At 38.8% G+C, this 15,085-nt stretch carries 12 protein-coding genes; 11 read left to right on the top strand and 1 reads right to left on the bottom strand.

The features are described 5' to 3' along the window. Positions 1 to 5 precede the first annotated feature (5 nt). The 6 genes from G4D63_RS14610 to G4D63_RS14585 all read left to right on the top strand — a co-directional run bounded on the left by G4D63_RS14610 (position 6) and on the right by G4D63_RS14585 (position 8,948). Entirely contained in the window at positions 6 to 1,139 is a 1,134-nt protein-coding gene (locus G4D63_RS14610) for an acyl-CoA dehydrogenase (protein WP_163180418.1), read from the top strand. 72 nt (positions 1,140 to 1,211) lie between these two features. Next, complete coding sequence (locus G4D63_RS14605; protein WP_163180417.1) at positions 1,212 to 2,351, top strand: acyl-CoA dehydrogenase; 1,140 nt, start codon at positions 1,212 to 1,214, stop codon at positions 2,349 to 2,351. A gap of 32 nt (positions 2,352 to 2,383) precedes the next feature. Further along, on the top strand, positions 2,384 to 3,007 hold the full coding sequence (locus G4D63_RS14600; protein WP_163180416.1) for a TetR/AcrR family transcriptional regulator: 624 nt from the start codon (positions 2,384 to 2,386) through the stop codon (positions 3,005 to 3,007). A gap of 17 nt (positions 3,008 to 3,024) precedes the next feature. Next, positions 3,025 to 6,270, top strand: coding sequence for a fused isobutyryl-CoA mutase/GTPase IcmF (gene icmF / locus G4D63_RS14595; protein ID WP_163180415.1), 3,246 nt, complete (start codon positions 3,025 to 3,027; stop codon positions 6,268 to 6,270). 252 nt (positions 6,271 to 6,522) lie between these two features. Next, positions 6,523 to 7,110: a DNA-directed RNA polymerase subunit delta gene (rpoE, locus tag G4D63_RS14590; protein ID WP_163180414.1), complete on the top strand. Its 588-nt coding sequence runs from the start codon at positions 6,523 to 6,525 to the stop codon at positions 7,108 to 7,110. A 233-nt stretch (positions 7,111 to 7,343) separates the two neighbouring features. Then, complete coding sequence (locus tag G4D63_RS14585) at positions 7,344 to 8,948, top strand: CTP synthase (protein ID WP_163180413.1); 1,605 nt, start codon at positions 7,344 to 7,346, stop codon at positions 8,946 to 8,948. Positions 8,949 to 9,009: 61 nt separating this feature from the next. Here the strand turns inward: G4D63_RS14585 and G4D63_RS14580 are convergent, their stop codons facing one another. Next, positions 9,010 to 9,549: a DUF2529 domain-containing protein gene (locus tag G4D63_RS14580; RefSeq protein WP_163180412.1), complete on the bottom strand. Its 540-nt coding sequence runs from the start codon at positions 9,547 to 9,549 to the stop codon at positions 9,010 to 9,012. A 358-nt stretch (positions 9,550 to 9,907) separates the two neighbouring features. Between G4D63_RS14580 and G4D63_RS14575 the strand changes: the two genes are divergently transcribed. The 5 genes from G4D63_RS14575 to glpX all read left to right on the top strand — a co-directional run bounded on the left by G4D63_RS14575 (position 9,908) and on the right by glpX (position 14,965). After that, positions 9,908 to 10,276 carry a response regulator gene (locus tag G4D63_RS14575; protein WP_163180411.1) on the top strand — a complete coding sequence of 123 codons (369 nt, stop codon included), beginning with the start codon at positions 9,908 to 9,910 and terminating at the stop codon, positions 10,274 to 10,276. A 172-nt stretch (positions 10,277 to 10,448) separates the two neighbouring features. Further along, positions 10,449 to 11,306: a class II fructose-bisphosphate aldolase gene (locus tag G4D63_RS14570; protein ID WP_163180410.1), complete on the top strand. Its 858-nt coding sequence runs from the start codon at positions 10,449 to 10,451 to the stop codon at positions 11,304 to 11,306. Positions 11,307 to 11,393: 87 nt separating this feature from the next. Further along, complete coding sequence (gene fsa / locus G4D63_RS14565) at positions 11,394 to 12,035, top strand: fructose-6-phosphate aldolase (RefSeq protein WP_163180409.1); 642 nt, start codon at positions 11,394 to 11,396, stop codon at positions 12,033 to 12,035. Positions 12,036 to 12,602: 567 nt separating this feature from the next. Beyond that, positions 12,603 to 13,889 carry a UDP-N-acetylglucosamine 1-carboxyvinyltransferase gene (locus G4D63_RS14560; RefSeq protein ID WP_163180408.1) on the top strand — a complete coding sequence of 429 codons (1,287 nt, stop codon included), beginning with the start codon at positions 12,603 to 12,605 and terminating at the stop codon, positions 13,887 to 13,889. A 107-nt stretch (positions 13,890 to 13,996) separates the two neighbouring features. Continuing rightward, positions 13,997 to 14,965 (top strand): class II fructose-bisphosphatase, encoded by a 969-nt coding sequence (gene glpX / locus G4D63_RS14555; protein WP_163180407.1) that lies wholly within the window; start codon positions 13,997 to 13,999, stop codon positions 14,963 to 14,965. Positions 14,966 to 15,085 lie beyond the last annotated feature (120 nt).

The following is a 15,085-nucleotide window of genomic DNA, read 5'->3' as shown; positions in this document are numbered from 1 at the left end:
ACAGCATGAATTTGAGGTTCACCGAAGAGCAAGAGATGATGAGAAAGATGGTTCGTGATTTTGCAGAGGGTGAGATTGCTCCTTTTGTTCCTAGAATGGAAGCTGGTGAGTTTCCACGTCCAATTATTAAGAAGATGGGCGAGCTTGGATTAATGGGTATTCCAGTACCGGAGCAATATGGCGGAGCTGAGATGGATTTTGTTTCGTATATTATTGCGATTCACGAGATTTCTAAGGTCAGTGCGACAATGGGTGTTATTTTATCAGTTCATACATCGGTTGGTACGAATCCAATCCTGTACTTTGGTACAGAAGAGCAGAAGCAGAGATTTGTTCCAAAGCTTGCTTCAGGTGAATACCTGGGTGCATTTGCTTTAACGGAGCCTAGTTCTGGATCAGATGCAGCAAGCTTAAAAACAAGAGCAATTAAAGAGGGAGACTTCTATATTCTTAATGGCTCAAAAATCTTCATCACTAATGGTGGAGAAGCTGACACATACATCGTCTTTGCAAGAACCAATCCTGAAATACTAGGTAGTAAAGGGGTTTCGGCATTTATTGTTGAGAAGGATACTCCTGGATTTGTGGTTGGAAAAGACGAACATAAAATGGGGCTATACGGATCTAAAACGGTTGAACTAATATTTGAAAATGCCAAGATTCCTAAAGAAAACCTTCTTGGAAAGGAAGGAGAGGGTTTCAAGGTTGCAATGGCGAATCTTGATGTTGGACGAATAGGAATAGCTGCACAAGCTCTAGGTATAGCAGAAGCAGCACTAGACTATTCAGTGGACTATGCTAAGGAACGAAAGCAGTTCGGGAAGCCAATCATCGATCAACAGGGAATTGGTTTTAAAATAGCAGAAATGGCTACAAACGTGGAAGCAGCAAAGCTCTTAATATACCGTGCTGCACAACTTCGCTTGGAAGGTAAGTCTTGTTCGAAGGAAGCATCGATGGCTAAGTTATTTGCAGCAAAAGTAGCTGTAGATAATTCAATCGAGGCAGTTCAAATTTTTGGGGGCTATGGCTATACAAAGGAATACCCGGTTGAACGGCTATTCCGTGATGCCAAGATCTGTGAAATATACGAAGGAACAAGTGAAATCCAACGTATTGTAATAAGCAAACATCTATAATTTAGTACTTTAACGTAATGGGGGCCAGGCCCCACATGCTTTAAAGTGGAAAAGAAAAGGGAGGAAATGGGGATGCAATTTAGACTTTCAGAAGAGCATGAGATGATTAGAAAGATGGTACGTGATTTTGCGAAAAATGAGGTGGCTCCTACTGCTGCTGAGCGTGATGAAGAGGAACGTTTTGATCGTGAGATTTTTGATAAGATGGCGGAGCTTGGTTTAACAGGTATTCCTTGGCCAGAGCAGTATGGTGGAATTGGTAGTGACTATTTAGCATACGTTATTGCGGTTGAGGAGTTATCTCGTGTGTGTGCTTCTACTGGTGTAACGTTATCTGCGCATACGTCTTTAGCTGGATGGCCTTTATTTAAGTTTGGTACAGAAGAGCAAAAGCAGAAATATTTACGTCCGATGGCTGAAGGAAAGTCAATTGGTGCTTACGGATTAACAGAGCCATATGCTGGATCAGATGCTGGTGGAATGAGAACCAATGCCCGCAAGGACGGGGATGACTATATTATCAATGGTTCAAAAATCTTTATTACAAACGGTGGAGTGGCTGATTTTTACGTAGTCTTTGCTCTTACTAATCCAGAGGAAGGTACTCGTGGTACAACTGCGTTTATCGTGGAAAAGGACTTCCCAGGATTTTCAGTTGGGAAAAAGGAAGCTAAGCTAGGTATTCGTTCTTCACCAACAACCGAAATTATTTTTGAAGATTGCCGAGTTCCAGCTGAAAATGTTCTTGGTGAAGTGGGCAAAGGCTTTAAAGTTGCGATGATGACACTTGATGGTGGTCGTAACGGAATTGCTGCTCAAGCAGTAGGAATTGCACAAGGTGCGCTAGACGCAGCTGTTGAATATGCAAAAGAGCGTAAGCAATTTGGAAAGCCAATTATCGAGCAGCAAGGAATTGCGTTTAAGCTTGCAGATATGGCAACAAGCATTGAGGCTGCTAGACTATTAACCTACCAAGCTGCTTGGTTAGAATCTGAGGGTCTTCCTTATGGAAAAGAGTCAGCAATGTCTAAGCTTTTAGCTGGAGATGCAGCGATGAAGGTAACAACCGAAGCAGTTCAGGTATTTGGTGGTTATGGTTATACAAAGGACTATCCAGTAGAACGTTTTATGCGTGATGCAAAAATCACTCAAATTTACGAAGGAACACAAGAAATCCAACGCTTAGTCATTTCAAGAATGCTAGCAAAATAGTGAAGGACTCAAGTAGAGGCGGTGCGTTGAAAATGACGAATCAGAACGTTCATGCATCTGTTAAAGATGAACGTTTAATTGAAATCAGAAGAGATCAGATGATTACAGGTGCTGTTTCATTGTTTAAAGAAAAGGGATTCCACCGCACAACTACAAGAGAAATAGCCAAGGCAGCGGGCTTTAGCATTGGAACACTCTATGAATATATACGACAAAAAGAGGATGTCCTTTATTTAGTATGTGACCGGATTTATGATCAAGTACGCGAGCGTCTTAACGAGGATATTGATCCTAATCAAGGAAGTATCGAAAACCTCAAAAAGGCTATATCCAACTACTTTATTGTGATGGATGAAATGCAGGACGAAGTACTTGTTATGTATCAGGAGGCAAAGTCACTTACGAAGGACGCCCTTCCTTATGTCTTAAAAAAAGAACTAGAAATGGTTGAAATGTTCGAATCTATTCTTTCAAGCTGTGTAGAAAATGGAGAAATCGTTCTGTCAGATCATGAGAGAAAATTGATTTCTCACAATATCTTTGTTCAGGGACAAATGTGGGGATTTAGAAGATGGGTCCTTCAGAGCTTATATACATTGGAAGAATACACAAATCTACAGATCCAGAACCTGTTACAAGGAATTCATTCAAAATAGCAAGAGGAGGTTTTCAAATGGTCGAAATTTATAAACCTAAACACCATATTCGTTTTGTTACGGCATCAAGTCTTTTTGATGGTCATGATGCGTCCATAAATATTATGCGAAGAATTATTCAGGCTACTGGTGGAGAAGTCATCCATCTTGGTCATAATCGCTCAGTAGAAGAAGTGGTATCAGCTGCAATTCAAGAAGATGTACAAGGAATTGCCATCTCATCCTACCAAGGGGGACACGTTGAATATTTTAAATATATGTACGACCTTCTTAAGGAGCGAAACGCCTCTCATATTCGAATTTATGGCGGTGGTGGCGGAGTAATTGTGCCAAGAGAAATTAAGGAACTCCATGAATATGGAATTGCCCGAATCTTTTCACCAGAGGACGGGAGAAAGCATGGTCTTCAAGGAATGATCAACAACATGCTTGAAGAATGTGATTTCCCAACGGTAACCTCTCTAGAAAATGAGCTAGAAGGTTTACAGACAGGTAATATCCAAGCGATTACGAGATTAATTACCTTAGCAGAAGGTCAGGTTAATGCGGAAAATAAAGTAACCGAAATCCAACAGGTCTTAGAAAAAGTGAAAGAGATTGGAAAAAACGTACCTGTACTAGGAATTACCGGAACGGGTGGAGCAGGAAAAAGCTCACTTACTGATGAACTTGTTCGTCGCTTTTTAAATGAAATAGCTGATATTAAAATAGCTGTATTATCTGTTGATCCTACAAAGCAAAAAACAGGCGGAGCTCTTCTTGGGGACCGTATTCGTATGAATGCAATCTTCAATCCTCGTGTATTTATGAGAAGTCTAGCAACACGTGGGTCAAAAACAGAGCTTTCTTTAGCTATTAAAGATGCTATTTCCGTTGTGAAGGCTGCAGATTTTGATCTAATTATCGTTGAGACAAGTGGAATTGGTCAGGGTGATGCGGAGATCGCAGAAATTTGTGATGTCTCCATGTATGTAATGACAAGTGAGTTTGGTGCACCGTCTCAATTAGAGAAAATCGACATGATTGATTATGCAGATTTAATTGTCATCAACAAGTTTGAGCGTAAAGGTTCAGAGGATGCGAAAAATCAGGTGCAAAAGCAATACCAACGAAGTCATATGCTATTTGAAACAGATTTATCTCATATGCCGGTATATGGAACGATTGCTAGTCAATTTAATGACAAAGGGACGAACTCTCTTTTTGCCGCACTAGTAGAAGTAATTAATACAAAGTGTGAAAAGGCTTGGGAGACTAATTTTGTTAAAGATAATGTAGTAGAAAAGCAAAATGTCATTATTCCGAACAACCGTCGCTATTACTTACGAGAGATTTCTGATACGATTCGTAACTACCATAAAAAGTCAGAAGAACAGGTTGAAGCTGCTCGTAAGTTGTTTCAAATTGATGGGGCAGTTGAAGCGCTCGGTCAGCAAGAAGAGCATATAAAGGCTTTGAAGGAGGTAAGAGAGAAGTTTGAATATAAGCTTTCACCAGAATCTAAGAAGCTATTAGAAGCTTGGCCGAAAGTAAAGGAAAACTACTCGGGAACTGAGTTTATTACGAAGGTTCGTGATAAGGAATTTGTCACAAAACTTACGACAAAAAGCCTATCAGGTCTTGATATTCCTAAGGTTGCCTTGCCAAAGTTTGCAGATTACGGAGAAATTCTTCGCTGGATATACAAAGAAAATGTACCAGGTGCTTTCCCTTATACAGCCGGGGTATTTCCTTTTAAACGCGAAGGAGAAGATCCAAAACGTCAGTTTGCGGGCGAAGGTACACCAGAAAGAACGAATCGTCGCTTCCACTACTTATCTAAGGACGATACAGCAAAGCGTTTAAGTACAGCCTTTGACTCTGTTACCTTATATGGTGAGGATCCAGATTACCGCCCTGATATTTATGGAAAAGTTGGGGAAAGTGGAGTAAACATTTGTACATTAGAGGACATGAAAAAGCTGTATGACGGCTTTGACCTATGTGCACCTTCCACTTCAGTTTCGATGACCATTAATGGTCCTGCACCGATTATCTTAGCGATGTTCTTTAACACAGCGATTCACCAACAAATTGAAAAGCGTGAAAAAGAGCTTGGTCGAATTTTAACGGTGGAAGAGTATATTGAAGTAAAAGAATGGACGTTAAAAACTGTTCGTGGAACGGTTCAAGCTGACATTTTGAAAGAGGATCAAGGTCAAAATACTTGTATCTTCTCAACAGAATTTGCATTAAGAATGATGGGCGATATTCAGCAATACTTTACAGATCATGCTGTTAGAAACTATTACTCTGTTTCTATATCCGGTTATCATATTGCAGAAGCGGGTGCTAACCCTATCTCGCAGCTTGCATTCACTTTATCAAATGGATTTACCTATGTAGAGTATTACTTAAGTCGCGGCATGAATATTGACGACTTTGCACCAAATCTCTCTTTCTTCTTCTCAAATGGGTTAGATCCAGAGTATACAGTAATTGGAAGAGTGGCTCGAAGAATTTGGGCTGTTGTGATGAGAGAAAAGTATGGAGCTAACGAAAGAAGTCAAAAGCTAAAATATCATGTTCAAACGAGCGGTCGTTCTCTACATGCTCAGGAAATAGACTTTAATGATATTCGAACAACCTTACAAGCTTTAATGGCAATTCATGATAACTGTAATTCATTGCATACGAATGCCTATGATGAAGCAATTACAACGCCAACAGAAGAATCTGTTCGCCGAGCAATGGCCATTCAGATGATTATCACAAAGGAACATGGTCTAACGAAAAATGAAAATCCATTACAAGGATCGTTTATTATTGAAGAACTAACAGATTTAGTAGAAGAAGCAGTTCTACAGGAATTTGATAGAATCAATGATCGTGGTGGAGTACTGGGTGCTATGGAGACTCAATATCAGCGTGGAAAGATTCAAGAAGAGTCCATGTATTATGAAATGAAGAAGCACTCTGGGGAACTACCGATTATCGGAGTTAATACGTACTTAAATCCAAATCCGCCATCAGATGAGGATTTAGATAATATTGAGCTTGCCCGTGCTTCTCAAGAAGAAAAAGAGCAACAAATTCAAAATCTAAGAAGCTTCCAAGACCAACATCAAGAGAAGCTTGATGAAGCATTAAACAAACTTAAAGAAGTGGCTGTGTCTGGAGGAAACATTTTTGAAGAACTGTTAGAAACAGTAAAAGTTGCAAGTCTAGGGCAAATTACTAGAGCTTTGTATGAAGTAGGCGGACAATATAGAAGAAATATGTAACTGTTTATAAGAGGAGGATTTCACTCCTCTTTCTTTTTGTGTTACCTCACGGATTCCTAATTTTTGGACCAGCAAAAGAGGAATTCGACATCATTCGAGGAGACCTATAGGTATGCGCGAAAAAAAACGTTACGCAAATATAGCATAATTGGTATATTTTTGTTTATAATGAAAAGTATGTTTGCTATAGGATTTTATTCTACATAATAGATTTTTAGGGGATGTAGGTTATTTAGAAAGGGAGTGCTGTTCTTGAGTTTAGCAAATTACTCACAGGAGCAAATTAAGCAGTTATCAATGATTGAACTAGCTTATGAAATCATGGTAGCCAAAAAGCAGGCTATTGCATTTAAAGATTTAGTATCAGAAATCGCAAAGCTTCTAGAGCTAACAGATGAAGAAGTAAGAAAACGTATGTCGCAATTTTATACCGACTTAAATATAGATGGACGCTTTATTGCAGTTGGTGAGAATCGCTGGGGCATGAGAAGCTGGTATCCTTATGACCAGATTGAAGAAGAGGTTGTTCCAGTTGCCAAGCCTAAGAAGAAACGTAAGGCTGCTGCGGAAGATGAAGATGAGATTGAACTAGATGACTTCGACGAAATAGATGAAGAAGATTATGATGAGCTTGATGACCTCGATGAAATTGAAGACGAGGAAGAAGATGATCTTTTAGACGATGATGACGATGACGACGATGATGATGACGATCTAGATGATGATCTGCTAGATGAAGATGATGATTATGATCTTGACGAGGATCTTGATGAAGACGAAGAACTAGAAGAAGATGAAGACTTAGATGTGCTAGATGATGAGGACGAGGAAGATAAATAATCTCCTCTTGACTTTTGTTAAGCCTGTCTATAAAATCATATTTGGGCTCTAGAAAAGCAAACGTTTTTACAACGTTTAATACTAAAGCAAAAATTGCTCCCTTTCCAAAAGGTGTAGCAATTTTTGCTTTTTTTATTGTAAAAATACAAAAACAAGGCACTTTATAAGAAGAGAGTTGTTTACATAGTGATACGACTGATTATAAGTGCGAACAGGTAGATAGGGGGATCAACATGACAAAGTATATTTTTGTAACAGGTGGCGTTGTGTCATCATTAGGTAAAGGAATTACAGCCGCTTCCTTAGGACGATTATTAAAAAATCGTGGATTAAATGTAACGATTCAAAAGTTTGATCCATATATAAATGTCGATCCTGGAACGATGAGTCCGTATCAGCATGGAGAGGTTTTTGTAACAGATGATGGTGCAGAAACTGACCTTGACTTAGGACATTATGAAAGATTTATTGATATTAACTTAAGTAAGTATTCCAATGTGACAACAGGGAAAATTTACTCAACAGTTTTAAGAAAAGAGCGTCGTGGTGATTACTTAGGTGGAACGGTTCAGGTTATCCCTCACATTACCAATGAAATAAAAGAAAGAGTATTTCGTGCCGGCCGTGAAACAAATGCTGATGTAGTAATCACTGAAATTGGTGGAACTGTAGGAGACATAGAATCTCTACCTTTCCTAGAAGCAATTCGCCAAATCAAAAGTGATATTGGCCGTGATAATGTCATGTACATTCACTGTACACTGGTTCCTTATATTAAGGCAGCGGGTGAGTTGAAAACAAAACCGACTCAGCACAGTGTTAAGGAATTACGTAGTTTAGGTATTCAGCCAACTGTGATCGTGGTTCGTGCGGAAATGCCAATTTCCCAGGATATGAAGGATAAGATTGCACTATTCTGTGATATTGACCCGAAAGCTGTTATTGAAGCAATTGATGCAGATACTCTTTACTCAGTTCCACTTGCTTTACAAGCTCAAGGGCTTGACCAAATTACATGTGATCATTTAAAGCTTACGTGTAAGGAGCCAGACATGACTGAGTGGGAAGAGCTTGTTAATAAAGTAACTCACCTATCAAAGAAAACTAGAATTGGCTTAGTTGGAAAATATGTTGAACTTCAGGATGCATACATCTCTGTAGTCGAAGCACTACGTCATGCTGGTTATACGTTTGATAGCGACATCGAAGTTAAATGGATCAATGCAGAGGAAGTTAACAGCCAAAATGTGAATGAACTCCTTCATGATGTCGATGGAATTCTAGTTCCAGGTGGCTTTGGAGATCGTGGTATTGAAGGAAAGATTTCAGCCATTCAATATGCTCGTGAAAACAAGGTGCCATTCCTAGGAATTTGTTTAGGAATGCAGCTAGCTTCAATTGAGTATGCGCGAAATGTACTCGGTTTAAGAGGCGCGCACTCAGCAGAAATTGATCCAAATACTCCATACCCAATTATTGATTTACTGCCAGAACAAAAGGATGTTGAGGATTTAGGAGGTACACTTCGTTTAGGTTTACAGCCTTGTAAGTTAAATGAGGAAACTCATGCCTTTACTGCATATCAAGATGAAGTGATCTATGAACGCCATCGTCATCGTTATGAGTTCAATAATCAGTACCGTCAACAAATGGAAGAGGCAGGCTTTGTGTTCTCGGGGACAAGCCCTGATGGACGTTTAGTTGAAATTATTGAAATCAAGGATCACCCTTGGTTCGTGGCATCTCAATTCCACCCAGAATTTATTTCACGTCCGACAAGACCACAGCCTTTATTCAGAGATTTCGTACAGGCATCTTTACAACGTCAAGAAGGATAAATTAAAAACCCTCTTCAATTTGAAGAGGGTTTTGCTGTTTAAATAAGAAAAAATCTTCTACTTATTCCTCATCCGCATACTCAGCTAATATTTCTTTTATCGTAAACATCAACCCATAATACGCATACAGAGCAACCATTGTGGTTGGCAACCCGTATCTATTTCCATCATCATCGGGAATTAATCCTTTTGTTAAATAAGTATTAATATGAACATCAGCAATGTTTTGAAGCTCTGCATCCTCTTTGTCGACGATACTAGAAACAACGACTGTGGGAATATTTTGATCTCTTAGTGCTTTTACGGTTTCCAACGCCTTAGGGTCGTTAGAGTAGGGGGAAAAAATCAGTACTCGATCAAAAGGCTGGATAGTAGCTGTAATTCCATTTTCAATATATGGTAGAAAACCTGCCACTTTTTCAGGACCATTCATAGCGGTAAGCTCGACTGCTTGTAATTCATCAATTCCATATAGATAGATAGAACCGTCTCCCACTAGTGCTTGTGAAAGTAAGCGAGCACCTTCCTCTAATTGTAAATCCTCTTTTTCTTCTATCTTTTTAAAAATACCTTGAAGTTGTGTTGAAAATATTTTTAACATGAGATCACCTTTACTTTTATATTTCCTCTATTATACCGAACTATATCAAAAACATAGATTCTGATAAAGTTTAGAGACTTTTGTTGGATATGCTGCGTTATTACTCATAATGTAAACTGAGTGAAGATGCGAGTGGTCTAAAACAGAGAATCTTTTGGTGAAAAGAGATGAAAAGTACGAAATAAGTAGGAATTTGTCGGAAACTTATTTCGACATAAAAGAGGATTTTTTTGCAATAAAAGAGAATTACTCTCAATAAGATTAGAATTAACTTAAATAGCACAAACATGCTACAAAGGCTTTTTCACATTGGGTAATCAGGTGTAATATAGATTAATACTAACTAGGAGTGAAGACAATGAAAGAGAAAATACTAATCGTGGATGATCAATTTGGTATTCGCATACTGTTAAATGAGGTTTTTCAAAAAGAAGGTTATGATACATTTCAAGCGGCAAATGGCTATCAAGCTCTTGAAATAGTGGATAAACATTCACCAGATTTAGTTTTATTAGATATGAAAATTCCAGGTATGGATGGAATTGAAATATTAAAGAGAATGAAAGCAGTAGATCAAGATATCCGAGTAATTATTATGACTGCATATGGTGAGCTTGATATGATTCAAGAAGCAAAAGACCTTGGAGCAATCACTCATTTTGCAAAGCCATTTGATATTGATGAAATCAGAGAAGCTGTTAAAAAGCATTTACCAATTCGTTCTTAAAAAGTCTTCTTCAGTTATTCAGCGTTGCTGTTTTTGGCGATAGTTGGTATGCTATTTACTAAATGCTTCTAATAATGGCTATTTTACATATTTACTTTGCAGTTTGGAGAAAATAGTAAGGTAAATATTTTAGAAGGTTTAGGTAGTAGGATACATAAGGAGGACAAAAATTATGCCTTTAGTTTCAATGACTGAAATGCTTCAAAAGGGTAAAGCAGAAGGTTATGCGGTTGGTCAATTTAACCTAAATAATTTAGAATTCACTCAGGCTATTCTTCAAGCTGCACAAGAAGAAAACTCACCTGTGATTTTAGGTGTGTCTGAAGGTGCTGCAAAATATATGGGTGGATTTAAGACAATCGTTGAGCTTGTTAAAAATTTAATGGAAGAATACAAGGTAACTGTTCCTGTTGCGATTCATCTTGATCATGGTTCAAGCTATGAGTCTTGCGCGAAAGCCATTCATGCAGGATTTACTTCTGTTATGATCGATGCTTCTCATCATCCATTTGAGGAAAATATTGAAACAACAGCTAAAGTAGTAGAACTTGCTCACTTCCATGGTGTATCTGTTGAGGCAGAGCTTGGAGTAGTAGGTGGACAAGAAGATGACGTAATCGCAGATGGCGTTATTTACGCAGATCCAAAAGAGTGTGAAGAGCTTGTTAAACGTACAGGAATTGATTGCCTAGCACCTGCTTTAGGATCGGTTCATGGCCCTTATAAGGGTGAGCCTAACCTTGGCTTCAAGGAAATGGAAGAGATCGGGCTAGCAACTGGAGTACCACTTGTATTACACGGTGGGACAGGTATCCCTACAAAGGATATTCAAAGAGCGATTTCTTACGGAACAGCTAAAATTAATGTAAATACAGAAAACCAAATCTCATCAGCGAATAAGGTTCGTGAGGTACTTGCTGCTAATACAGAAATGTATGACCCACGTAAGTATTTAGGACCAGCTCGCGATGCAATTAAAGATACAGTTAGAGGAAAGATGAAAGAATTCGGATCTTCTAATCGTGCATAAAAAGAAAACCGCCGCCTTAAGGCGGTTTCTTTCTATCCTTTAGTCTTTTTTAACATGCTTTTCGTTAATAAAAAGGGGGAATTATAAATGAAATTTTTCATTGATACTGCTAATATTGAAGAAATCAAAGAAGCAAACCAATTGGGGATTCTATCTGGTGTAACGACAAATCCATCACTTGTTGCAAAGGAAAAGGGAGTCTCTTTTGAAGATCGCCTACGTGAAATCACAGCAGAAGTGTCAGGCTCAGTTAGTGCGGAAGTCATTAGTTTAGATGTAGAGGGTATGCTGAAGGAAGGAAGAGAATTGGCAAAGATTGCACCAAACATTACGATTAAGGTGCCAATGACTCCTGACGGTTTAAAAGCTGTTAAAGTGTTCAGTGAAGAAGGAATTAAAACAAATGTAACGTTAATTTTCTCAGCTAACCAAGCATTATTAGCAGCTAGAGCTGGGGCTACATATGTATCACCGTTTTTAGGGAGATTAGACGATATCGGACATGACGGATTAGAACTAGTCAGCAAAATTGCTGAGATTTTCCTAGTACATGATATTCCTACTGAAATTATTGCCGCTTCAATTCGTCATCCTCAGCATATTACAGAAGCAGCCGTTCGTGGTGCACATATCGCAACCGTACCTTTAAAAGTAATCCTGCAACTATTCAATCACCCATTAACCGACAAGGGAATCGAACAATTCCTAGCAGATTGGGATAAGAGATAAAGTTTGTTTTAAAAGCGACTGTTCTTAAAGGGTACGTCTTTTAAACATCACTGTTAAATGACTGTATTAATTTTTTAAGCAGTGTTGATTGTAGTGTAGGGATGCGAGACTCCTGCGGGAAAAGCGGTTTAGGGGAGACCCCGCAGGAGCTTGAGCGACGAGGAGGCTCCCCAACCGCCCGCGGAAAGCGAGTGTCCTGTAACGAAAATCAACAAAATAGTTAAATAAAATAGCTAAATAACTCAGCCTATAGAAAAAGCCAAAAGAGCACTAGATTCCAATATCTACTGCTCTTTTTCTATTTTAAGAAACAAATCTCTTAAATCTCTAATACTTTGTCTACCCCCTTATATACAGGAAAAATTAATTAGTATTCACTTTTTATAAGGCGTGTTATGATGAAGATTGAAATTTAAAATATAACTGTAAAAGTAAGCCAAAATAGATATTTTGTCGCAATTTTACCTTTTCATTACATATTTTCTTCATAATCGTGTAAACTAAGGGATAAAATAACGTTAAGTGTATGTCCTTCGCGAGCGACCATAAACTGGAAGGGAGATTTACATGGAAAAACTTAAAATAGAAGGTGGAAACAAGTTAAATGGAACAGTTCGGGTTAGCGGAGCTAAAAATAGTGCAGTAGCCTTAATTCCTGCAACGATTTTAGCCGAGTCTCCTGTCATTATTGATGGATTACCAAATATTTCAGATGTGCAAACATTATCGGATTTATTAGAAGAAATCGGCGGTACTGTTTCCTTAAATGATAGTGAAATTATCGTGGATCCTTCAAAAATGATATCAATGCCACTACCTAACGGAAAAGTTAAAAAATTAAGAGCTTCTTATTATTTAATGGGGGCTATGCTTGGACGATTTAAGAAAGCAGTGGTCGGACTTCCAGGTGGATGCCACCTAGGACCAAGACCGATTGATCAACATATAAAGGGCTTTGAGGCATTAGGAGCAAAAGTGACTAATGAGCAAGGTGCTATTTATTTGCGTGCTGATGAGCTAATTGGTGCTAGAATTTATCTAGATGTAGTTAGTGTAGGAGCTACCATTAATATCATGCTAGCTGCGGTTAGAGCTAAAGGGCGTACGATCATTGAAAATGCAGCGAAAGAACCGGAAATCATTGACGTAGCAACTCTTTTAACGAGCATGGGAGCAAAGATTAAAGGTGCTGGAACAGATGTCATCCGTATTGATGGAGTCGACTCTCTTCATGGTTGTCGTCATAGTATTATCCCCGATCGTATAGAGGCAGGTACATACCTAATTCTTGGTGCGGCAATGGGAGAAGAAGTTATAATTGATAATGTCATTCCTTTACACTTAGAATCTCTGATTGCAAAGTTACGTGAAATGGGTGTAGTCATTGAAACGAAAGATGACAAGATTTTAGTAAGAGGTCATCATAATTTAAAAACAGTTGATATTAAAACATTAGTATATCCTGGTTTCCCAACAGACCTGCAACAGCCATTTACCTCACTTTTAACAAAAGCAGAAGGTTCAGGTGTTGTTACCGATACCATCTACGGTGCTAGGTTTAAGCATATTGATGAGCTTAGAAGAATGAATGCTGCCATCAAGGTTGAAGGTAGATCTGCCATCGTTAATGGCCCTTCTCAACTTCAAGGGGCAAAGGTTCGTGCAAGTGATTTACGAGCAGGGGCTGCTCTTGTCGTAGCAGGCTTAATGGCTGAAGGAATCACAGAGGTTTCAGGTCTAGAGCATATTGATCGTGGCTATGAAAACCTTGTGGAAAAGCTGAATGGCTTAGGTGCTGTCATCTGGAGAGAAAGCATGACAGAGCAAGAAATTGAACAACTACAAAATTCTTAATAAAAGTATTTAATAAATATGTTATACTATTTGTGAGTAATTACAAATTGGTATAACATATTTTTTTATTATAACCTTCAATGAAGCAAATAAGGGGAGATACTAGGATGGAACGTAGTTTATCAATGGAGCTTGTACGTGTGACAGAAGCAGCGGCACTTGCATCAGCAAGATGGATGGGAAGAGGTCTGAAGAATGAGGCGGATGATGCTGCTACCTCAGCAATGCGTGATGTTTTTGATACAGTGCCAATGAAAGGGACCGTTGTAATTGGCGAAGGTGAAATGGACGAAGCACCTATGCTGTATATCGGGGAAAAATTAGGGACTGGCTATGGTCCAAGAGTAGACGTTGCGGTTGACCCTTTAGAAGGAACAAGTATTGTTGCAACCGGAGGCTGGAATGCACTGGCTGTTCTTGCTATTGCAGATCATGGTAATCTATTGCATGCTCCAGATATGTATATGGATAAGATCGCTGTAGGTCCAGAGGCAGTTGGGAAAATAAATATTGATGCGTCTGTATATGATAATTTACTAGCAGTTGCAAAAGCTAAAAATAAAGATATCGAGGATGTTGTAGCAACTGTTCTCAATAGACCAAGACATGAAAAATTGATACAAGAAATAAGAGATGCAGGTGCGCGAATCAAGCTGATTAATGATGGTGATGTTGCGGGTGCAATCAATACAGCTTTTGATCATACAGGCGTGGATATACTATTCGGTTCAGGAGGAGCACCTGAAGGAGTAATTGCTGCAGTTGCCCTAAAATGCCTAGGTGGAGAAATCCAAGGAAAGCTTCTTCCCCAAACAGAAGAAGAACTAATTCGTTGTCGTAAAATGGGAATTGAAGATGTAAATCGAATTCTTTATATGACAGACCTAGTAAAAGGTGATGATGCCATCTTTGCTGCAACAGGTGTAACTGATGGAGAACTTCTGCGCGGTGTACAATTTAAAGGAACCGTAGGAACAACACAATCCCTCGTTATGCGTGCTAAATCAGGAACAGTAAGATTCGTTGATGGCAGACACAGTCTAAACAAAAAACCAAACCTAGTAATTAAACCATAGTGGGACAAAGGGACAGGTACAGTGTCCAAGTGTAAGTAATTTTAAATTTTACTTAAAATAAGAGAGCGGAGCAGTGACAAAATGTTACCTGCTCCTTCTTAATTTGACAAAATACGATAG

It is taken from the genome of Bacillus mesophilus, from assembly GCF_011008845.1.
GTDB classification, from domain to species: domain Bacteria; phylum Bacillota; class Bacilli; order Bacillales; family SA4; genus Bacillus_BS; species Bacillus_BS mesophilus.
The sequence above is the reverse complement of the archived record's forward strand: the minus strand, read 5'-3'. Positions and strand labels throughout refer to the sequence as shown.